This window comes from Streptomyces sp. CA2R106, assembly GCF_037034245.1.
Classification (GTDB): domain Bacteria; phylum Actinomycetota; class Actinomycetes; order Streptomycetales; family Streptomycetaceae; genus Actinacidiphila.
In genome coordinates, this window is sequence record NZ_JBAGKC010000002.1 from 222,851 (window position 1) to 242,294 (window position 19,444).

General features: G+C 72.8%; 16 protein-coding genes. 9 read left to right on the top strand and 7 right to left on the bottom strand.

What is annotated here, in order from left to right; all coding sequences use genetic code 11:
* Positions 1-96: 96 nt before the first annotated feature.
* Positions 97-669, top strand: coding sequence for a DUF6344 domain-containing protein (locus WA788_RS04160; RefSeq protein ID WP_335971693.1), 573 nt, complete (start codon positions 97-99; stop codon positions 667-669).
* Positions 670-1,029: 360 nt separating this feature from the next.
* Positions 1,030-1,932, top strand: a complete 903-nt coding sequence (locus WA788_RS04165) for an HAD family hydrolase (protein ID WP_335972217.1) — start codon at positions 1,030-1,032, stop codon at positions 1,930-1,932.
* Between the two features lie 23 nt (positions 1,933-1,955).
* Here the strand turns inward: WA788_RS04165 and cydD are convergent, their stop codons facing one another.
* From cydD to hisC, 4 genes are all read right to left on the bottom strand, one after another.
* On the bottom strand, positions 1,956-5,492 hold the full coding sequence (gene cydD, locus WA788_RS04170) for a thiol reductant ABC exporter subunit CydD (RefSeq protein WP_335971696.1): 3,537 nt from the start codon (positions 5,490-5,492) through the stop codon (positions 1,956-1,958).
* A 67-nt stretch (positions 5,493-5,559) separates the two neighbouring features.
* The gene (gene cydB, locus WA788_RS04175; protein ID WP_335971698.1) at positions 5,560-6,564 is read right to left on the bottom strand and encodes a cytochrome d ubiquinol oxidase subunit II; all 1,005 of its coding nucleotides are present in this window, start codon (positions 6,562-6,564) and stop codon (positions 5,560-5,562) included.
* A gap of 38 nt (positions 6,565-6,602) precedes the next feature.
* The gene (locus tag WA788_RS04180; RefSeq protein WP_335971700.1) at positions 6,603-8,132 is read right to left on the bottom strand and encodes a cytochrome ubiquinol oxidase subunit I; all 1,530 of its coding nucleotides are present in this window, start codon (positions 8,130-8,132) and stop codon (positions 6,603-6,605) included.
* 208 nt (positions 8,133-8,340) lie between these two features.
* Positions 8,341-9,426: a histidinol-phosphate transaminase gene (gene hisC, locus WA788_RS04185; RefSeq protein WP_335971702.1), complete on the bottom strand. Its 1,086-nt coding sequence runs from the start codon at positions 9,424-9,426 to the stop codon at positions 8,341-8,343.
* 293 nt (positions 9,427-9,719) lie between these two features.
* On the opposite strand from hisC, the gene WA788_RS04190 reads away from it, so the two are divergent.
* From WA788_RS04190 to WA788_RS04205, 4 genes are all read left to right on the top strand, one after another.
* The gene (locus WA788_RS04190; protein ID WP_335971704.1) at positions 9,720-10,826 is read left to right on the top strand and encodes a LacI family DNA-binding transcriptional regulator; all 1,107 of its coding nucleotides are present in this window, start codon (positions 9,720-9,722) and stop codon (positions 10,824-10,826) included.
* A 142-nt stretch (positions 10,827-10,968) separates the two neighbouring features.
* Positions 10,969-12,084, top strand: coding sequence for a metallophosphoesterase (locus WA788_RS04195; RefSeq protein ID WP_335971706.1), 1,116 nt, complete (start codon positions 10,969-10,971; stop codon positions 12,082-12,084).
* Positions 12,085-12,242: 158 nt separating this feature from the next.
* Entirely contained in the window at positions 12,243-13,037 is a 795-nt protein-coding gene (locus WA788_RS04200) for a hypothetical protein (RefSeq protein WP_335971708.1), read from the top strand.
* 93 nt (positions 13,038-13,130) lie between these two features.
* Positions 13,131-13,517 carry a hypothetical protein gene (locus WA788_RS04205; protein WP_335971710.1) on the top strand — a complete coding sequence of 129 codons (387 nt, stop codon included), beginning with the start codon at positions 13,131-13,133 and terminating at the stop codon, positions 13,515-13,517.
* Here WA788_RS04205 and thiC read toward each other — a convergent pair.
* Complete coding sequence (gene thiC / locus WA788_RS04210) at positions 13,510-15,324, bottom strand: phosphomethylpyrimidine synthase ThiC (protein WP_335971712.1); 1,815 nt, start codon at positions 15,322-15,324, stop codon at positions 13,510-13,512. The two genes, WA788_RS04205 and thiC, sit on opposite strands and share 8 nt — an antisense overlap.
* 183 nt (positions 15,325-15,507) lie before the next feature.
* Between thiC and WA788_RS04215 the strand changes: the two genes are divergently transcribed.
* Positions 15,508-16,929: a YibE/F family protein gene (locus WA788_RS04215; protein ID WP_335971715.1), complete on the top strand. Its 1,422-nt coding sequence runs from the start codon at positions 15,508-15,510 to the stop codon at positions 16,927-16,929.
* A 79-nt stretch (positions 16,930-17,008) separates the two neighbouring features.
* Here the strand turns inward: WA788_RS04215 and WA788_RS04220 are convergent, their stop codons facing one another.
* The gene (locus WA788_RS04220; RefSeq protein ID WP_335971717.1) at positions 17,009-17,224 is read right to left on the bottom strand and encodes a DUF5326 family protein; all 216 of its coding nucleotides are present in this window, start codon (positions 17,222-17,224) and stop codon (positions 17,009-17,011) included.
* 150 nt (positions 17,225-17,374) lie between these two features.
* Positions 17,375-17,692 carry a cupin domain-containing protein gene (locus tag WA788_RS04225; RefSeq protein ID WP_335971719.1) on the bottom strand — a complete coding sequence of 106 codons (318 nt, stop codon included), beginning with the start codon at positions 17,690-17,692 and terminating at the stop codon, positions 17,375-17,377.
* 79 nt (positions 17,693-17,771) lie between these two features.
* Here WA788_RS04225 and WA788_RS04230 point away from each other — a divergent pair, with 79 nt between their 5' ends.
* On the top strand, positions 17,772-18,152 hold the full coding sequence (locus WA788_RS04230) for a phage holin family protein (protein ID WP_335971722.1): 381 nt from the start codon (positions 17,772-17,774) through the stop codon (positions 18,150-18,152).
* Between the two features lie 70 nt (positions 18,153-18,222).
* Positions 18,223-19,386, top strand: coding sequence for a cystathionine gamma-lyase (locus WA788_RS04235; RefSeq protein ID WP_335971725.1), 1,164 nt, complete (start codon positions 18,223-18,225; stop codon positions 19,384-19,386).
* Positions 19,387-19,444 lie beyond the last annotated feature (58 nt).

Here is a 19,444-nt window from a genome sequence, read left to right on the forward strand (position 1 = left end):
CACCGATCCCGAGGTGCGGCGCCATGATTTGTGTGCTCGCTTCCGCATCATCGGATTAGTCAGTTCACCGGATACGAGCCAGGAAGCGAGAGGTCGATGGCTGCCGACATCAAGACGTTCTGGGGCGCGCTGCTCAGCGTGCTGCTCAAGTGCATCGCCGCACTCGGATTCACCACCGCGGACCGTGCCGCCGCCCGCGGGCGGGCCGTCGCCGCCGGCGCCGCCCCGACTGCCCCCGCCGCGCAGGTCGCGCAGGTCGCGGCGACGACCCGGGAGGAGGTGGCCGCCGGAGCACCCGCGCACGCACCGGCCGCACCGCCGAGCCGCGGGCAGGCACGCGCGGCCCGCGTCCCCGCACCGCGCCCTGCCGAATCGCGCCTGGTGCGCCGCAGCCGCGGCCGAACGCTGCCGCCCACGATGAAGCAGCGCATCGGTGCCGAGGCCCACGGCACCTCGCCCAGTGCCCGCAGCCTGCGCACCGCCGACGACCTCGACGGCCTCGACGGGTTCGGCGATCTCAGTGCCCTCGCTACCGCGGCCGGCGCCCCCGCGGCCGCCACTGCCGCCGCTGCCTCCGCCACCGACCGCGGTGCCCGCGCGCACCGCGCGAACTACACCGGTCGGTCCGGCGCCAAGGCCACCCGCGAACTGTTCACCCGCGCCGCCTGAACGCCCCGGCTGGACGCACCCCGTGCACGCCCCGCGTACTTCGCGCCCGGTCCGCCGGACCGGACCACACGGCACCTCGCACGCAGCCGACGCGACTGCGCGCTTGACCCGTCGATCCACCTGACACACGGCTTGAAACAGCGGCTCCGCTGAGCGGATCTGCGCACCCCCGAGCGGGACAAGGTTGCGGTGCGGAAGGATGGGGCAGTGACCCCAGCCACCGAGCCAGCCGAGTCCTCCGACGCCCACCACCGGCCCGAGGCCCACCCGGACCCCAGGACGGCGCCCGAGCAGAGCCGGCCAGGACGGCCCGCTGAGCAGGGCGAGCACCAACGGCACAGCCAGCACGAGCAACTCGACCTGCACCACCGCCAGACTTACGAAAAGACCTTCGCCGACCCCGGACCGCGGCTGATCGCCACCGATCTGGACGGCACGCTGCTGCGGGACGACAAGACGATCTCGCAGCGGACGACCGCCGCCCTGGCCGCCGCCGAGGACGCAGGCGTCGAGGTCTTCTTCGTCACCGGCCGCCCCCTGCGCTGGATGGGCGTGGTCGCACAGCACCTCGCCGGGCACGGCATGGCCATCGCAGCGAACGGTGCCGCGGTCTACGACCTGCGGGCCGGCACGCTGATCGAGGCGTTCCCGCTGCCCGAGGACGACGCGCTGGCGATCGCGCACGCGCTGCGTGCGGCGATTCCCGGTACCACCTTCGCGGTCGAGCGCACCTTCTGCTTCCGGCGCGAGCCCGGCTATCCGCAGATCGAGGCGGACGGCTCCGCGGCCCGCGCGGACATCGAGGAGCTGCTCGCCTCCGACCGCGAGCAGCCGCTGCTGAAGCTGCTGGCCAAGCACCCCTCCCTCGACCCGGACGAGTTCCTGGCCACCGCGCACACGCTCGTCGGCCGGCACGGCGAGGTGACCCGCTCCAGCGAGTCCGCGCTGCTGGAGATCAGCGGTACGGGCGTCAGCAAGGCCACCACCCTGGCCAAGTGCTGCGCCGAACGCGGGGTGACCGCCGCCGAGGTGGTCGCCTTCGGGGACATGCCGAACGACCTGGCCATGCTGAGCTGGGCGGGCCTGTCGTACGCGGTCGCCAACGCCCATCCGCGGGTGCTGGCCACCACCACGTACCGCACCGAGTCCAACAACGACGACGGTGTGGCCCGCGTCATCGAGCGCCTGCTCGCGGCCCGCGCCGACCGGGATGACCGCGCCGACCGGGACAGCGGGGACGGCGGGGAGAACCGCCTCCCGTAGCCCCGGCCCGCAGCGCCGCGGAGCTACACGCCCACCGGCTCCGCGGCCGTCCCCGCGCTGTCCTCGGCTCGGCGCTCCCGTTCCAGGGTCCGGCGGAAGGGCCCGTCGACGGCGGCCAGTTCGGCGTACCCGCCGCGCTGCGCCACCCGTCCGCCGGACAGCACCAGGATCTCGTCCACGGCGCCGTCCGCGAGCCCGGCCAGGCGGTGGGTGATCAGCAGGGTCGTACGACCGCGGGTGGCCGCCAGCAGGTCCGCGGTGAGGGCGTCGGCGGTGGGCAGGTCCAGGTGCTCGGCGGGCTCGTCGAGCACCAGCACGGGGAAGTCGGCCAGCAGCGCGCGGGCCAGCGCCAGCCGCTGCCGCATGCCGCCGGACAGCCGGGCGCCGTGCTCCCCGACCTCCGTGTCCAGGTCGAGGTCGAGCCGCGCCGCGGCCAGTGCCTCCCGCAGTTCGGCGTCGGGTGCGCCGGGCCGGGCCAGCCGCAGGTTCTCCCGCACAGTGCTGGCGAAGACGTGCGCGTCCTGCGCGCACAGCCCGACCAGCCGCCGTACGTCGTCGCCGTCCAGCGCCGCGGCGTCCTGCCCGGCCAGGGTGTAGGTGCCGCGCTCGGCGTCGAGGAACCTCAGCAGCACGTGCGCCAGAGTCGTCTTGCCCGCCCCCGACGGCCCGACGACCGCGATCCGGCGCCCGGGTGACAACGTCAGGTCCACGCCCTCCAGCGCGGCCCGCGACTGCCCCGGGTGGGACGCGGTCAGCCCGCGCAGCACCAGCGGATACGGTGCCTCCGGCGCGCGCTGCGGCCGTTCCGGCTCCCGTACGGGCAGTGGCGCGTCCAGCACATCGCGCACCCGCTGGGCGGCCCGGCGGCTGCGCTGCCGCTGCTGGGCGGCGAGCGGCAGGCCCGCGACGGACTCGAAGGCGGCCAGCGGCAGCAGCACCAGGACGGCGAGCAGGACGCCGTGCAGCTGGTGGGCGGTCACCGCCCGCACACCGACCCACGCGCACCCGGTCACCGTCAGGCCCGTGACCAGCGCGGTGAGCCCGGCGCCGAGCGCCGTGGCGGCGGCCGAGCGGGCCGTGATCCGGCGCAGCGCGAGGTCGGCTTCCGCGGCCCGCGCGCGGCGGGTGGGCAGGGCGCCGGCCACGGTCAGTTCGGCGGTGCCGGTGAACAGCCCGAGCACCCGGGTGGACAGCTCGCCCCTGGCGGGCGCCAACCGGTCCTCGGTCCGCCGGGCCACCGCGACGGACAGCGCCGGCACGCCGACACCCGCGACGAGCAGCCCGGCGCCCAGGACGGCACCGGCCGCGGGCAGCAGCCACCCGGTGAAGGCGGCCGCACCGAGCCCGGTCACGGCCGCGGTCACGGCGGGCAGCAGCCAGCGCAGGTAGTGGTCCTGCACGCCGTCCACGTCCGCGACCAGCCGTGAGAGCAGGTCGCCGCGGCCGGTACGGCCGAGCCCGGCGGGTGCCAGCCGCTCCAGCCGGCGGAAGACGGCCACCCGTACGCCGCCGAGCGCCCGGAAGACCGCGTCGTGGCCGATCAGCCGCTCCCCGTACCGGAACGCGGCGCGGCCGATGCCGAAGGTGCGGGTCGCGGTGACGGCGACCATCAGGTAGAGCACCGGCGGTTGCTGGGCGGCGCGGCTGATCAGCCAGCCCGAGGTGCCCATCAGGCCGACCGCGCAGCCCAGCGCGAGCACGCCGAGTGCGCAGGCCCCTGCGAACCGGGCCCGGAATCCGCGGGCCTCGCCGGCCTGGACGAAGCCGCGGACGCCGCCGGCACCGCCGCGCCGTTTGCCGCCGATGTGCGGTTCGGCTTCCGCCGCGCCTGCGGCCGCCCCGTCCGGCGCCCCGGACGGCTGCTGCCCTGCTCCGGCCGGCCCGGCGGCCCGGTGGAGTTCCCGGGCGGCGGCCGGAACCGGCCGCGCGGGCGCGTCCGCACCTATCGGATGGACGTCGTCGGCGAGGGGCAGCAGAGCGGGGCGGTGTGCGACGAGCAGCACCGTGCGGGTGGCGGACAGTTCGCGCAGGGCCTCCACGACCTCGGCCTCCGTGTCCCCGTCGAGGTTCGCGGTGGGCTCGTCGAGCAGCAGCAGCGGCCGGTCGGCGAGGAAGGCGCGGGCCAGGGCGAGCCGCTGGCGCTGGCCGGCCGACAGCCCGGCGCCGTCCTCGCCGATGACGTCGTCCGGGGCCGCGAACCCGCCCGCGCCTGCGGCGGCCAGCGCGGACCGTACGTCCGCGTCGCTCGCGTCGGGCCGGGCCAGGCGCACGTTCTCCGCGACGGTCCCGGCGAACAGGTGCGGCCGCTGCGGCACCCAGGCGATCTGCCGGTGCCAGGACGCGCGGTCGATGCCGGCGAGGTCGATCCCGTCCACCGTGATACGCCCGGCGGAGGGCTCGACGAACCCGAGCAGGGCCCGAAGCAGCGTGGACTTGCCCGCGCCGCTCGGCCCGGTGACGGCGACCGTCCGGCCGGGCGCGAGCTCCAGCGTGGTGGGCCCCAACTGCCCGTCGCGTGCCACCTCCACGTCCTCGACGCTGATGGTGGCCGTCCGCAGGTCGGGGGCCGCCACCTGGCCGCCTCCTTCGGCAGGCGCGCCCGGCAGCGCGGTCTGAAGCACCTCGAAGACCTCCTCCGCCGCCGCCAGCCCCTCGGCCGCCGCGTGGTACTGCGCCCCCACCTGCCGCAGAGGCAGATACGCCTCCGGGGCGAGCACCAGCACCAGCAGGCCCGTGCGCAGGTCGAGTTCGCCGTGCACCAGCCGCATGCCGATGCCGACGGCGACCAGCGCGACCGAGATCGTGGCGAGCAGCTCCAGCACGAAGGAGGAGAGGAAGGCGATCCGCAGGGTGCGCAGGGTCGCCCGGCGGTAGTCGTCGGTGATCTTCCGGATGTTGTCGGCCTGCGCCTTCGCCCGGCCGAAGACCTTCAGCGTGGGCAGACCGGCGACCACGTCGAGGAAGTGGCCGGACAGCCGTGCCAGCAGCCGCCACTGGCGGTCCATCCGGTCCCGGGTCGCCCACCCGACGAGCACCATGAACAGCGGCACCAGCGGCAGCGTCACCACGATGGTCAACGCGGAGATCCAGTTCGCGGTCGCGATCCGGGCCAGCACCACCAGCGGCACCACCGCGGCGAGGCCGAGTTGGGGCAGGTAGCGGGCGAAGTAGTCGTCGAGCGCGTCCACACCGCGGGTGGCGAGCGTGGTCAGCTCGCCGCTGCGCCGCCCGGTCAGCCAGTTCGGGCCGAGCGCGGTGGCGTGGGCCAGCAGCCGCTGCCGCAGCTGGGACTTGACCGCTGCCCCGGCCCGGTGCGCGCACAGCTCGGTGAGCCAGGCCACCAGCGCCCGCCCCACCGCCACGGCGGCCAGCGCGATCAGGTCGCCGCGCAGCGCGCCCGCGCCGCGGCCCTGCTGGAAGCCGCCGACCACCACGTCGGCGATCAGCACCGCCTGGGCGACGACCAGCCCGGCCCCCGCCAGGCCCAGCAGCACCGCACCGGCGAGGAAGACCCGGGTGGTCCGCGCGTATGTCATCAGCCGAGGGTCGACCGGTTTCACGTGGAACATCCCCTTTCGTGTTTCACGTGGAACACCGACGCACCGGGCCCGACCGGACCGGACATGGTCAGTGCGCCGCTTCCGCGATGTGCTGGGTGCCGATCCGCTTGCGGAACACCCAGTACGTCCAGCCCTGGTAGAGCAGCACCAGCGGCGTGGCGATGGCCGCGCACCAGGTCATGATCCGCAGCGTGTACGGAGTGGCGGACGCGTTGCCGACGGTCAGGCTCCACGCGCCGTTGAGCGAGGAGGGCATCACGTCCGGGAAGAGGGTGAGGAAGAACATCGCGACGGTGGCGGCGATCGTCACCCCGGACAGGGCGAACGACCAGCCCTCGCGCCCGGCCCGGTTGGTCCCGAGCGCGGCGAGCAGCGCGGCCAGCGCGACGACCAGGGCCGGCAGGCTGCGGCCGCCGCCGCTGTGCAGCTGCGTCCAGACCAGGAAGACCGCTGCGAGCACCGCGGTGACCAGGCCGATCCTGGTGGCCAGCGCCCGCGCCCGCTCGCGTATCGGCCCGACCGTCTTGAGCGCGGTGAACACCGCGCCGTGGAAGGTGAACAGCGCCAGCATCACCAGCCCGCCGAGCAGCGCGTAGCCGCCGAGCAGGTCCCCGAGGGTGCCGACGTACTCCTGGTGCGCGTCGATCTTGACGCCCCGCACGATGTTCGCGAAGGCCACGCCCCACAGCACCGAGGGCAGCAGCGACGTCCAGAAGATCGCGTGCTCCCAGTTCCGCTGCCAGCGCTCCTCGGGCCGCTTGGCGCGGTACTCGAAGGCGACCCCGCGCACGATCAGGCAGACCAGGATCAGCAGCAGGGGCAGGTAGAAGCCGGAGAAGAGGGTGGCGTACCAGTCCGGGAAGGCCGCGAAGGTCGCCCCGCCCGCGCTGAGCAGCCACACCTCGTTGCCGTCCCACACCGGCCCGATCGTGTTGATCAGCACCCGCCGCTCGGCGCGGTCGCGGGCGAGCAGCTTGGTGAGGACGCCGACCCCGAAGTCGAAGCCCTCCAGGAAGAAGTAGCCCGTCCACAGGACGGCGATGATGACGAACCACGCGTCGTGCAGGTGCATGTCTGTCCCTTCCCTTCCGTCGTCGATCCGTCAGTCCGTCAGTACGAGAAGGCCATCGGCCGGTCGGCGTCCGCGGCCTCGCCGGCGCTGCCGCCGGGCCCGCCGCCGATCCGGGTCGGCGGGTTCAGGTCGGCCTCGGTCAGCTCGGGCGGCCCCTGCTTGGCGTACTTCGCCAGCAGCCGGACCTCGACCACGGCGAGCAGCCCGTACAGCGCGGTGAAGACGATCAGCGAGGTCAGCACGTAGCCGACGGAGACCCCGGGGGAGACCGCGTCCTTGGTGCGCAGCACCCCGTAGACCACCCAGGGCTGGCGGCCGGTCTCGGTGAAGATCCAGCCCCAGGAGTTGGCGGCCAGCGGGAAGAGCATGGTCAGCAGCGCGATCCGCCAGTACCAGGGGGACAGCCGTGCGCCGAGCCCGACCGTGCGGGTGAGCATCAGGTGCGGCACCTCGTCCTCCCCGGTGCGCCGGTCCGGCGCGAGCCAGAAGCGGCGCCGGGTCAGCCACAGCCCGGCCGCGCCGACTCCGATGGAGACCACGCCGAAGCCGATCATCCAGCGGAAGCCCCAGTACTCGACCGGGATGTTCGGCCGGTAGTCGCCGGGGCCGTACTTCTGCTGCTCGGCCTTGTTCACGTCGTTGATGCCGCCGACGTAGCTGGTGAAGTCGTCGGTGGCGAGGAAGGAGAGCAGGTTGGGGATGTCGATGGCGACCTCGTTGTGCCCCTTGTTCACGTTGCCGACCGCGAAGACGGAGAACGGCGCGCCGCTCTGGCCGTCCCACAGCGCCTCGGCCGCGGCCATCTTCATCGGCTGCTGCTTGAACATCACCTTGCCGAGGGTGTCGCCGCTGATCGCGGTGAGCGCGCCGGCGGCCACCGCGACGACCAGCGCCATCCGCAGCGAGGAGCGCATCACCGCGATGTGCTGCTTGCGGGCCAGGTGGTAGGCGGCGATGCCGATCATGAACGCGGCGCCGGTGAGGAAGGCCGCGGACATGGTGTGGAAGAACTGGGCGAGCGCGGTGTTCTGGGTGAGGACCTGCCAGAAGTCGGTGAGCTCGGCCCGCTTGGTCTTCGGGTTGTAGTGGTAGCCGACCGGGTGCTGCATCCAGGAGTTGGCGGCCAGGATGAAGTACGCGGACAGGATGGTGCCGATCGACACCATCCAGATGCAGCCGAGGTGGATGCGCTTGGGCAGCTTGTCCCAGCCGAAGATCCACAGGCCGATGAAGGTCGACTCGAAGAAGAACGCGATCAGCGCCTCGAAGGCGAGCGGGGCGCCGAAGACGTCGCCCACGAAGCGCGAGTAGTCCGACCAGTTCATGCCGAACTGGAACTCCTGCACGATCCCGGTCACGACGCCCATGGCGATGTTGATCAGGAAGAGCTTGCCCCAGAACTTGGTGGCCCCGAGGTACTTCTCCTTGCCGGTGCGCACCCAGGCGGTCTGTAGTCCGGCGGTGAGCGCGGAGAGCGAGATCGTCAGGGGGACGAAGAGGAAGTGGTAGACGGTCGTCACGCCGAACTGCCACCTGGCGACGCTCAGTGGCTCCAGTGCGAGCTGCACGATACGTCTCCTTTGCTGCCGATACGCGTTCTGCTTGTGAACGTGAACTCATTCACAAGCAGTATCGCGCACACGCGTTCGCCCCCTTCCACCGGGGGGGTGAGAGGGGGCGAATCAGCAGGTCAGCATACTTTTCTGCATACTTTTCTGTCCGGAGCCGGTGTCGGGACGTGGTGCCAGGACGCGGCACCGGGACCCGGGCGAACCGCTACAGCTCCTTGCGGAACTCCTCCGCGGTCCGCAGCACGATGTCGTTCGCCTCGGTCTCCCCGACGGAGATCCGCACCCCCTCGCCCGCGAACGGCCGCACCGTCGCGCCCGCCCGCTCACAGGCCGCCGCGAAGTCCCCGGTGCGCTCCCCCAGCCGCAGCCACACGAAGTTCGCCTGCGTCTCGGGCACCGTCCAGCCCTGGCCGGCCAGGGCCGCGGCGACCCGGGTGCGCTCCGCGACCAGTCCCTCGACCCGCTCCAGCAGCGCCGCCTCGGCCCGCAGGCTCGCGATCGCCGCGTCCTGCGCGAGCTGGCTCACCCCGAACGGCACCGCGGTCTTCCGCAGCGCCTCGGCCACCGGGTCGTGCGCGATCGCGAAGCCGATCCGCAGGCCCGCCAGGCCGTACGCCTTGGAGAAGGTGCGCAGCACCGCGACATTGGAGCGGTCCCGGTACAGGTCGACGCCGTCGGGCACGTCGGGGTCGGTGTTGAACTCCCGGTACGCCTCGTCCAGGACGACCAGCACATCCGACGGCACCCGGTCCAGAAAGCGCTCCAGCGCCGCCCGGCGCACCACGGTCCCGGTCGGGTTGTTCGGGTTGCAGACGAAGATCAGCCGGGTCCGCTCGGTGATCGCGTCCGCCATGGCGTCCAGGTCGTGCCCCTCCGCGGCGTCCAGCGGCACCTGCACCGCCCGGGCACCGCTGATCTGGGTGACGATCGGGTACGCCTCGAAGGAGCGCCAGGCGTAGATCACCTCGTCGCCCGGCCCCGAGGTGATCTGGAGCAGCTGCTGGGCCACGCCGACCGATCCGGTGCCGGTGGCGAGGTGCCCGGCCGGCACGTCGAACCTCGTCGCCAGCTCCGCGGTCAGCGCGGCGCAGGACAGGTCGGGGTAGCGGTTGAAGGAGGCCGCGGCGGTGGCCGCCGCCTCCAGGACGCCGGGCAGCGGGGGATACGGGTTCTCGTTCGAGGACAGCTTGAAGGCGGGCCGCGACGCGCCGCCCTCCGCCGCTGCCGGGGGTCGCCCGGGCTTGTACGTCGGGATGCCGTCCAGTTCCGCGCGCAGCTTCGGGGTGGTCATGCGCCCACCCTACGAGGGCGGCCGCACCACCCGGCAGGTGCGTGCCGCCACGAAGTGCGCTGGTAGTGCGCGCCCTGGCGCACGTCCCCCGTAGGAGTGAGTTGCCGGGGTCGATAGCGGCGGGCCAATGGCCGGGCGAAGGCCGCCCGCGGCCGCCATCCGCCTCGACCGACCGCCCTGCCGCCTGCATATTCCACCTCGCATACGGCTTTCGATCTTGCAGAAACTGTTCTGCACAGGGGCCACGTCGCCGGAAGCCGTACGGACCAGTGCCGCCCTACTATCGGCTCGCCATGACAGCAGCAGGGAATCACCAGGCGAGCCGCCCCGTCGGACGCCGGCTGGAACGCGCGGGGATCAGAGACGTCGCCGCCGCCGCCGGTGTCTCGATCACGACTGTCTCCGACGCGCTCAACGGCAAGGGCCGACTGCCCGACAGCACCAGGCGCCACGTCCGCGAGGTCGCCGACCGGCTGGGCTACCGCCCGTCGGCCGCCGCCCGCACGCTGCGCACCGGGAGATCGGGCCTGATCGGCCTGACAGTGACGACATACGGCGAAGAACCGTTCACCTTCACCGAGTTCGCGTACTTCGCGGAGATGGCCAGAGCCGCCACCTCCGCGGCACTGGCCCGCGGCTACGCCCTGGTCATCCTGCCCGCGTCCTCCCGTCACGACGTGTGGGGCAACGTGGCGCTGGACGGCACCGTGGTCATCGACCCGTCCGACCAGGACCCGCTGGTGGCCGAACTCGTCCGGCAGGGCGTGCCGGTGGTCAGCGACGGCCGCCCGGCCGGCAGCCTGCCGGTGCACGCCTGGGTCGACAACGACCACGAGGAGGCCGTCCTCGGCATCCTCGACCACCTGTCCGCGGCCGGGGCCCGGCGGATCGGCCTGCTCACCGGCACCAGCACCGACACGTACACCCGGCTGTCCACCACCGCCTACCTGGAGTGGTGCGAACGCGTCGGCCAGGAGCCGGTGTACGAGGCGTACCCCGCCCACGACCCGTGCGCCGGGGCCGTGGCCGCCGACCGGTTACTCGCCCGCCCGGACCGCCCGGACGCCGTGCACGGCCTCTTCGACCCCAACGGCACCGACCTGCTCGCCGCCGCCCGCCGCTACGGCCTGCGCGTCCCCGACGACCTGCTGCTGGTCTGCTGCAGCGAGAGCGGCGGCTACGCGGGCACCGACCCGCCGATCACCACGCTGTCGCTGCAACCCCGGCGGATCGGCACCGCCGTCGTCCAGTTGCTGATCGACGCGATCGAGGGAATCGGACCCAGCCACCCCGTGCAGCAGGTCATGCCCACCGAGTTGATCGTGCGGGCGTCCTCGCAGCGGCGGGCACACCGCACCACTGTCAGCCCGCCGCGCGGCCCGGCCCGCGGGGAGGCGTGATCAGCCGTGATCCGACACGCCCGGCCGGGTGACTACGTGGCGGTTTGTCCGAGGCCCACGAAAACGAGGTGCCTGGGTATGTCACAACGCGCCAGCCGCATTCCTATGATGGGCGGATGGCGGCGCGAGCGTGGAGGGGTCGATGACTCAGGGGGCAGGTCAGGGGCATGAGCCCGACACCGGGTACGAGCCCGCGCCCGGCTACGGGACGGCGCCCGACTTCCAGCCGTCCGCCGGGTACGAACCGGGCTACCAGCCGGCCCCGGCCGGCTACGAGGGAGCACCGCCGCCCGCGGCCCCTGCCGCCCCTGCACCGGTCGCGGCTCCGCCCGGCTACGAACCGACCCGCCCCGACACCCCGCTGGTGCCGCCGGGTTACACCCCCACCGCCCACGACCTGCCGGTGATCGGCGACGCCGCGCTGCCGGGCGAGCGCCCCGGCCCGCTCTACGTGGTCGGTGACGTGCACGGCTACCTCGACGAACTCCTCGCCGCCCTGCGGGAGTCGGGGCTCGTCGACGAGGACGGCCACTGGTCGGCGGGCAGCGCCCGGCTGTGGTTCCTCGGGGACTTCACCGACCGCGGCCCGGACGGCATCGGCGTGATCGAGCTGGTGATGCAGCTGTCCGCCGAGGCCGCGGCGGCCGGCGGCTACTGCCGCGCTCTGATGGGCAATCACGAACTGCTGCTGCTGGGCGCCCACCGGTTCGGCGACACCCCGGTCAACTCCACCGGGGGCACCGCCTCCTTCCTCGCCGCCTGGCGGCTCAACGGCGGCCAGCCGTCGGACATGGAGCGGCTGGAGGACCGGCACCTGACCTGGATCTCCCGGCTCGACGCCGCCCATCTCACCGACGGCCACCTGCTGCTGCACTCCGACACCACCGCCTACCTCGACTACGGCCGCAGCATCGAGGAGATGAACGACGCGGTCACCGGCGTGCTCCAGCGCGCCGACGCCGACGAATGCTGGGACCTGTTCCGCAAGTTCACCAAGCGGTTCGCCTTCCGCGGCGACGGCGGCGCCGAAGCGGCCCGCGAGATGCTCGGCACCTACGGAGGCGAGCGGGTCGTCCACGGGCACAGCCCGATCCCCTACCTGCTCGGCGAGGGCGGGGAACCGCTCGCGGACGGCGAGTCGGCCGCGCCCGTGGTCCAGGGACCCATGGTCTACGCGGAGAACCTCGCGGTCGCGATGGACGGCGGCGTCACGATGGACGGCCGGTTGCTCGTTGCCCAACTCCCGCTGGTGGGATAGCTTCCACATTTCCTGGTTGCGCCCTGTCAAGGCCCCGGGTACCGCCCTACCATCGGCTGTATCCGTAGTCCCACCGCTCTCCGGGTATCCGGCAGAAGGCGGATGTTCCACGTGGAACACCGGCCGCACGCGGAGAGTCGGAGCATCGGGGGATGCACATGACCAGCGCTCCACACCTGCTCACCGAGGACCGCCCGGACTTCGAGCACGTCCTCGACGAGGCGCTGCGCATCGCGTTGGACGGCGTCGAGGCCCCAAGGGCCGATGACCGCGCGCCCGGCGCCCCGCTGAACGCCGAGCAGTTGCGCACCATGGCGCTCGCCGCCGCCGAGTCGATCAGCGCCCGGGCCGCCGAGGAGTACGAGGCGTACCGCCGGGTCCGGGCCGACAGCCGCGAGGCAGTACGCGAGTCCGCCCGCGCCCGCGACAGCCGCGCGTTCAGCTACGCGGCGATGGGCGTCGCGGACCGCGCCGGCTCCGGCGCCGGCTTCCTCGCGGTGCTGGCCGTGCTCACACCGCTGCTCGCCGGCGCCGCGGCACTGATATTCCTGCTGATCGGATACGCGCTCCAGGCGGTGTCCCCGGAGCCCGGGATCGCCGCGCCGCTGCGCACCGCGGGCTGGTTCTTCGCCGCGGTGACCGCCGCCTCGATCGTGCTCGGCGGCATCGGCCTGCTGATCACCGCGCTGCGCGACGGCTCCACCGCGATCCGGGACGCGCCCGACTCGCTCCCGCCGGAGGTCGCCGGGGCCCGAGACGTGTGGCAGCGCGCCCTGCTCGACCGCGGGCTGCTGCCCTTCCTCGACGACGCGCTGGCCGGGCGGGCCGTCGTGCCGCCGCCCGCCGCGCCCACCACGGGTCCGCGCATGCCGCACCTGGGCTACACCCAGCCGGACTTCTCCTCCCCGCAGCACCCGAGCCGCGGGACGGCCCACCGGCAGCCGCCGATGTGAGCCGGGGCGCCCGCACGGATGGCCGTCCCAGCTCGCGGTGGGCGTCCGCCGTTGCTTGACTGCTCCCGTACCTGGTCAGAACGGGAGAGGCCCATGCGCGTCCGCCGCCGTACGCTCGCTGCTCTGCTCACGACCGTCCCGCTCGCCGTCGCGGTGGCGGGCTGCTCCGACTCGTCCGCGGGCCAGGTGACCGGCACCCGGGGCCTCCACTTCAGCCAGACCATCGCCAACCCCGCCCAGGGCAACGGCGCCTGCCACCGTTTCGCCCCGCGCGGGGTCGACCACGTCACCAACAACACCGGCGTCGACATCTGGCTGCACAAGGGCCTGGACTGCGACGACCCGTCCGGCCGCCCCAGCACCTACCTGCCCACCACCTTCAGCGCGGGCACCGCCGAGACGCCGGGGCTGTGGCACAGCTTCTCCACCGTGGGCTGGCCGCCGCCGGTCGCACCCAACGTCGGCCGGACCGTCAACTAGCCGAGGCCGGGTCCGGCCCGTTCGCGATCGGCAGGTAGACCCGGTTGCCCGCGGCGGCGAACTCCGCGGACTTGGCGGCCATTCCGGCCCGGACCTCCTCCTCGCTGCCTGCCTCGGCGCCCGGTCCGGTGGCAGACTCTCCGCCGCCGTGCGTGCGCCGGATGTCGTGCGAGATCCTCATCGAGCAGAACTTCGGGCCGCACATGGAGCAGAAGTGCGCGGTCTTGGCCGGCTCGGCGGGCAGCGTCTCGTCGTGGAAGGCGCGGGCGGTGTCGGGGTCGAGGGCCAGGTTGAACTGGTCCTCCCAGCGGAACTCGAAGCGCGCGTCGGACAGCGCGTCGTCCCACTCCTGGGCGCCGGGGTGCCCCTTGGCGAGGTCAGCGGCGTGCGCGGCGATCTTGTAGGTGATCACACCAGTCTTGACGTCGTCGCGGTCCGGCAGCCCGAGGTGCTCCTTCGGGGTGACGTAGCAGAGCATCGCGGTGCCCCACCAGGCGATCATCGCGGCGCCGATGCCCGAGGTGATGTGGTCGTAGCCGGGTGCGACGTCGGTGGTCAGCGGGCCGAGCGTGTAGAACGGCGCCTCCTCGCAGATCTCCTGCTGGAGGTCGATGTTCTCCTTGATCTTGTGCATCGGCACGTGGCCCGGGCCCTCGATCATGGTCTGCACGTGGTGCCGCTTCGCCACGGTGTTGAGCTCGCCCAGCGTGCGCAGCTCGGCGAACTGCGCCTCGTCGTTGGCGTCGGCGATCGAGCCGGGCCGCAGCCCGTCACCGAGCGAGAACGTGACGTCGTACGACGCGAGGATCTCGCACAGCTCCTCGAAGTTCTCGTGGAGGAAGTTCTCGCGGTGGTGGGCCAGGCACCAGGCCGCCATGATCGACCCGCCGCGCGAGACGATGCCGGTCTTGCGGCGCGCGGTCAGCGGCACGTACCGCAGCAGCACCCCCGCGTGCACCGTCATGTAGTCGACGCCCTGCTCGGCCTGCTCGATGACGGTGTCCCGGTAGACATCCCAGCTCAGCTCCTCGGCGCGGCCGTCCACCTTCTCCAGCGCCTGGTAGAGCGGCACCGTGCCGATGGGGACGGGGGAGTTGCGCAGCACCCACTCGCGGGTGGTGTGGATGTTCCGCCCGGTCGACAGGTCCATCACGGTGTCGGCGCCCCAGCGGGTCGCCCAGGTCATCTTCTCGACCTCCTCCTCGATGGAGGAGGTGACCGCGGAGTTGCCGATGTTGGCGTTGACCTTCACCAGGAACCGCTTGCCGATGATCATCGGCTCGATCTCGGGGTGGTTGACGTTGGCCGGCAGCACCGCCCGGCCCGCGGCGATCTCCGCGCGCACCGTCTCCACCGGCACGTTCTCGCGCAGCGCGACGAACTCCATCTCCGGAGTGGTCTCGCCGCGCCGGGCGTACGCGAGTTGGGTGACCGGCCGGCCTGGCCGGCCGCGGCGGGGGAGCCGGGGCCGGCCGGGGAAGACCGCGTCGAGGTTGCGCAGACCGCCGCGTGGTGCGGTGTGCCTGAGCCCGTCGTCCTCCGGCCGGACCGGGCGGCCCGGGTACTCCTCGGTGTCGCCGCGGGCGACGATCCAGTGCTCCCGGAGGGGCGCCAGGCCCCGCCGGACGTCGGTGTCGACCGACGGGTCGGTGTACGGGCCGGACGTGTCGTACAGCGTCACGTCGCGGCCGTCGGTCAGGTGCACTTGGCGGACCGGTACCCGCAGGTCCGGTCGGGTTCCGCTGGAACCGGTGAGATACGACTTGTGCCAGCCGGTTTCCCGCGCGTGCGCATCCTGCATGGTCATGTGAGACCTACTCCCTACGCCGGCATTACCCGGTAACAGGTTCAGCGGTCGGCGCAGCGCTCGCCCGAAGCGATGTCAGCGCCCTCTCAGCCCGGTGCTCCGAGCTCCCGCGTTTGCAAAGGTGCTGCCAACGGTAGCCGCTGGGTGCGGACATCCACCAGGGGCCCTTGCGATGATCGGTGCGTGGACTCCCCTCAGGCCGACGAGCACGGCCCGCATCCCGCCGCACCGCACGGGCACGGCCACAGCCACGGGCACGCGCACGGCCCGGTGCCGCCGGTCTCCCGGCATCTGCGGAAGGTGATCGCGGCCGTACTGGTGCCGTTCGCGGCCGCGGTGGTGGCCGGCATGGTGCTGCTGTGGCCGGGCGGCGCGCCGTCGCACGCACGCAGCGGCGTCGGCTTCGACCAGCAGACGCGGCCGGGCAAGGTCGTCCAACTCGTGCACGTATCCTGCAAACAGGCCGGCGCCCTGCCCAACACCGACGGCACGGGCGACGGTTCGAGCAGTTCCACCGGCGCGTCGGGTACGGCGGCGGGCGGTTCGTCCACCGCGGCCCCGTCAAGTGACGCCTGCCAGAAGGCGACGATCGAGGTGATGTCCGGCCCGGACCGGGGCACGAAGTTCACCGAGATCGTGCAGCCCGACCAGACCCGCCGCTACACCAAGGGCGAGGGCGTCGTCCTGGCCTACGCCCCGGACGCCCCGAAGAACCTGCGCTACTCGGTCACCGACGTCGACCGCGGCATGCCGATCGCGCTGCTCGCGCTGGCGTTCGCGCTCGTCGTGGTCCTGGTCGGCCGGCTGCGCGGCATCATGGCGCTGGTCGCGCTGGCGATCTCGTTCGCGGTCCTGACGCTGTTCATCCTCCCGGCGATCCTGCGCGGCGACAACCCGCTGCTGGTCGCGGTGGTCGGTGGCAGCGCGATCATGCTCATCGCGCTGTACCTGTGCCACGGGGTCAGCGCGCGGACGTCCGTGGCGGTGCTCGGCACGCTCTGCTCGCTGTTCCTGATCGGGGCGCTCGGCTCGGTCTTCATCGGCTGGGCCCACCTGACCGGCAACACCTCCGACGAGACCGGGCTGATCCACACCCTCTACCCGGGCATCGAGATCAAGGGGGTGCTGCTGGCCGGAGTGATCATCGGCTCGCTCGGGGTGCTCGACGACGTGACCGTCACCCAGGTCGCGGCCGTCTGGGAGCTGAAGGACGCCGACCCGACGGCGAACTGGCGCAAGCTGTACGGGGCCGGGATGCGGATCGGCCGCGACCACATCGCCTCGGTCGTCAACACCCTGGTGATGGCGTACGCGGGCGCCGCCCTGCCGCTGCTGCTGCTCTTCTCCATCGCCCGCAGCGGGGTGTTCCAGGTGGCGAGCAGCGAACTGGTGGCCGAGGAGATCGTCCGCACCCTGGTCGGCAGCATCGGCCTGGTCGCGTCGGTGCCGCTGACGACGGCGCTGGCCGCCCTGGTGGTCAGCGCGGACCGCGGTGACCGGGGCGGTAGGGGCGGGCCGCAGCCCGGTCCGGGCGACCCGTCGGCGGCGCTCCCCGGCCAGTCCCGTCCCTCCGGTGCGGGCCACAGCCACCGCCGGAAGAAATGAGCAGCGGACCGGTGAACGGCCCGAGCCGTTCACCGGTCCGCGAGGTACCGTCCCGGCCTCGGCCGCCGGGAGGCCGACATCACCAGTCGCGCTTCTTGCCGGAGCCACCGGACGTGACCCGCTTCACCACGAACACCAGCGCGGCGACCAGGACCACGAAGACGAACACCTTGAACAGCAGGCCGATCACGAAGCTCACCAGGCTCGCGATCAGCGTGCCGAACACGACCAGGGCGATGACCGGGATGCCGATCCACTTGACCCACCAGGGCAGGCTCTTCAGCAGACTCTTCATGACGCTCTCTCGCTCCTAGGTCACTGTGCGGGGCGCACTCCGCTCCCCGGTGTCGCGGCGCGGTGCCGCTTGCGTGCCGTACTCCGACTGTAGGTCCACGAAGGGCCCCGGCGAAGGCCGGGAAGGCCCCATCCGACCCTGATCGGACCCTTAGGGCTCCGGAGGCGAGAAGACCACCATGACCCTGAGGTCCTCGGTGATGTGGTGGAAGCGGTGCGGGGTCCGGGCCGGCACGTAGACGACGCTGCCGCGCGCGACCGCGGTGGTCTCCTCGCCCACGGTGATCGCGCCGCGGCCGCTGACCACGAGGTAGACCTCGTCCTGCTCGTGCGGCTGCTGCGGGTCGCTCTGGCCGGCGTCGAGCGCGTAGAGCCCGGCCGACATGGTGCGTTCCCGCAGGAAGCGCAGGTAGGCGCCCTGGTTCGCGGCACGCTCCGCGTCCAGGTCGTCGAGCCGGAACACCTTCATTTTTCGCTCCTCCGCTGCGGTACGGCCACGGTTCCGTCGCGTCTCTTGTCCTGATGATCAGACCTGCGACGATCTCACCATGAAGAATTTCCTCGTCAAGACCTTGGCGAATGCCGCGGCCCTGGGGGTTGCGGTCTGGCTGCTCAAGGACATCACGCTCACCGGCCACTCGGTGTGGCGCGAAGCACTGACGCTCATACTCGTCGCCCTCGTCTTCGGCGTGGTGAACTGGCTGGTGAAGCCGGTCGTCAAGGTGCTGTCGTTTCCGCTGTTCATCCTCACCCTGGGCCTGATCACCCTCGTGGTGAACGCGCTGATGCTGCTGTTGACCTCGTGGCTGGCCGGCCACCTCGGCCTGAAGTTCCATGTGCACGGTTTCTGGACCGCGGTGCTCGGCGGTCTGATCGTCAGCATCGTCGCCTGGGCGATGCACCTGGTCCTCCCGGACGAGGACGACTGAGCGCAGGGCGACCGAGCACGAGCACGCGGACGAACCCGCGGGGACGACGGACACGGAGGATGAGGGCCGGATGACGCAGGACAGCACGGCGCAGCAGGCGGCGGGGGACCTCGGCGACAGCACCCGGAGTGTGCACGCCGGCCGCCCCGAGGCCAGGCCGTACGAACCGTCGCTGCCCGGTCCGGTGTTCGTCTCGCACTACCACCTGCCCGGTGAGCCCACCGGTCCGTACGCCTACGGCCGGGACGACAACCCCACCTGGGACCTGCTGGAGCAGGCGATCGCGGAGCTGGAGGCGCCCGGCGACCCGGACGCCACCACGCTCTCCTTCGCCTCCGGCATGGCGGCGATCTCGGCGGTGCTGCTGTCGCAGGTGCGCGCCGGGGACGCGGTCGTCCTCCCGTCGGACTGCTACCAGACGACGCGCGCCCTGGTCGAGCGCCTGGAGTCGTACGGCGTGCAGGTGCGGATGGCGCCGACCGCCGGTGACGCGCAGCTGCCGCTGCTGGACGGCGCCCGGCTGGTGTGGCTGGAGACCCCGTCCAACCCGGAGCTGGACGTGTGCGACGTCCGGCGGCTGGTCGGCGCCGCCCACGCGGCGGGCGTCCTGGTCGCCGTCGACAACACACTGGCCACGCCGCTGGGGCAGCGGCCGCTCGAACTGGGCGCGGACTTCTCCGTGTCCAGCGGCACCAAGGCGCTCAACGGCCACGGCGACCTGCTGATGGGATACGTCACCACGCGCAGCGCCGAACTGGCCGACTCCGTCCGCAAGTGGCGCAAGACCGTGGGCGCCATCCCGGGGCCGATGGAGGCATGGCTCGCGCACCGCTCCCTGGCCACGCTCGCCCTGCGGGTGGACCGCCAGGCGGACAACGCGCTGGCGCTGGCCCGCGCCCTGCTGGAGCGGCCCGAGGTGTCGGGGGTACGGCACCCGGGGCTGCCCGGCGACCCCTCGCACGCGGTCGCGGTGACGCAGATGCGCCGCTTCGGCAGCGTGGTGTCCTTCACGCTGCCCGACCGGGAGCACGCGGAGCGCTTCCTCGGCGCGCTGCGGATGACCTCGGAGGCGACCAGCTTCGGCAGCGTGCAGTGCACCGCCGAGCGCCGGGCCCGCTGGGGCGGGGACGCGGTGGCCCCGGGCTTCGTCCGCTTCTCGGTGGGCGTCGAGGACCCGGACGACATCGTCGCGGACGTGCGCCGCGCCCTCGACGAGGCCGCGCGCGGCCGGTAGAGCCGCGGGGCCGACGTGCCGGCCGTGATTTCCCCGGCGGCGCCACGTTTGCCCGGCG

Bases quoted from the DNA above. Each gene is read 5' to 3' on its own strand.
- WA788_RS04160 (WP_335971693.1), top strand. From the start codon at position 97: ATGGCTGCCGACATCAAGACGTTCTGGGGCGCGCTGCTCAGCGTGCTG.
- WA788_RS04230 (WP_335971722.1), top strand. From the start codon at position 17,772: ATGAAGAATTTCCTCGTCAAGACCTTGGCGAATGCCGCGGCCCTGGGG.
- WA788_RS04205 (WP_335971710.1), top strand. From the start codon at position 13,131: ATGCGCGTCCGCCGCCGTACGCTCGCTGCTCTGCTCACGACCGTCCCG.
- WA788_RS04190 (WP_335971704.1), top strand. From the start codon at position 9,720: ATGACAGCAGCAGGGAATCACCAGGCGAGCCGCCCCGTCGGACGCCGG.
- WA788_RS04235 (WP_335971725.1), top strand. From the start codon at position 18,223: ATGACGCAGGACAGCACGGCGCAGCAGGCGGCGGGGGACCTCGGCGAC.
- WA788_RS04220 (WP_335971717.1), bottom strand. From the start codon at position 17,224: ATGAAGAGTCTGCTGAAGAGCCTGCCCTGGTGGGTCAAGTGGATCGGC.
- WA788_RS04195 (WP_335971706.1), top strand. From the start codon at position 10,969: ATGACTCAGGGGGCAGGTCAGGGGCATGAGCCCGACACCGGGTACGAG.
- hisC (WP_335971702.1), bottom strand. From the start codon at position 9,426: ATGACCACCCCGAAGCTGCGCGCGGAACTGGACGGCATCCCGACGTAC.
- WA788_RS04200 (WP_335971708.1), top strand. From the start codon at position 12,243: ATGACCAGCGCTCCACACCTGCTCACCGAGGACCGCCCGGACTTCGAG.
- cydB (WP_335971698.1), bottom strand. From the start codon at position 6,564: ATGCACCTGCACGACGCGTGGTTCGTCATCATCGCCGTCCTGTGGACG.
- WA788_RS04225 (WP_335971719.1), bottom strand. From the start codon at position 17,692: ATGAAGGTGTTCCGGCTCGACGACCTGGACGCGGAGCGTGCCGCGAAC.
- thiC (WP_335971712.1), bottom strand. From the start codon at position 15,324: ATGACCATGCAGGATGCGCACGCGCGGGAAACCGGCTGGCACAAGTCG.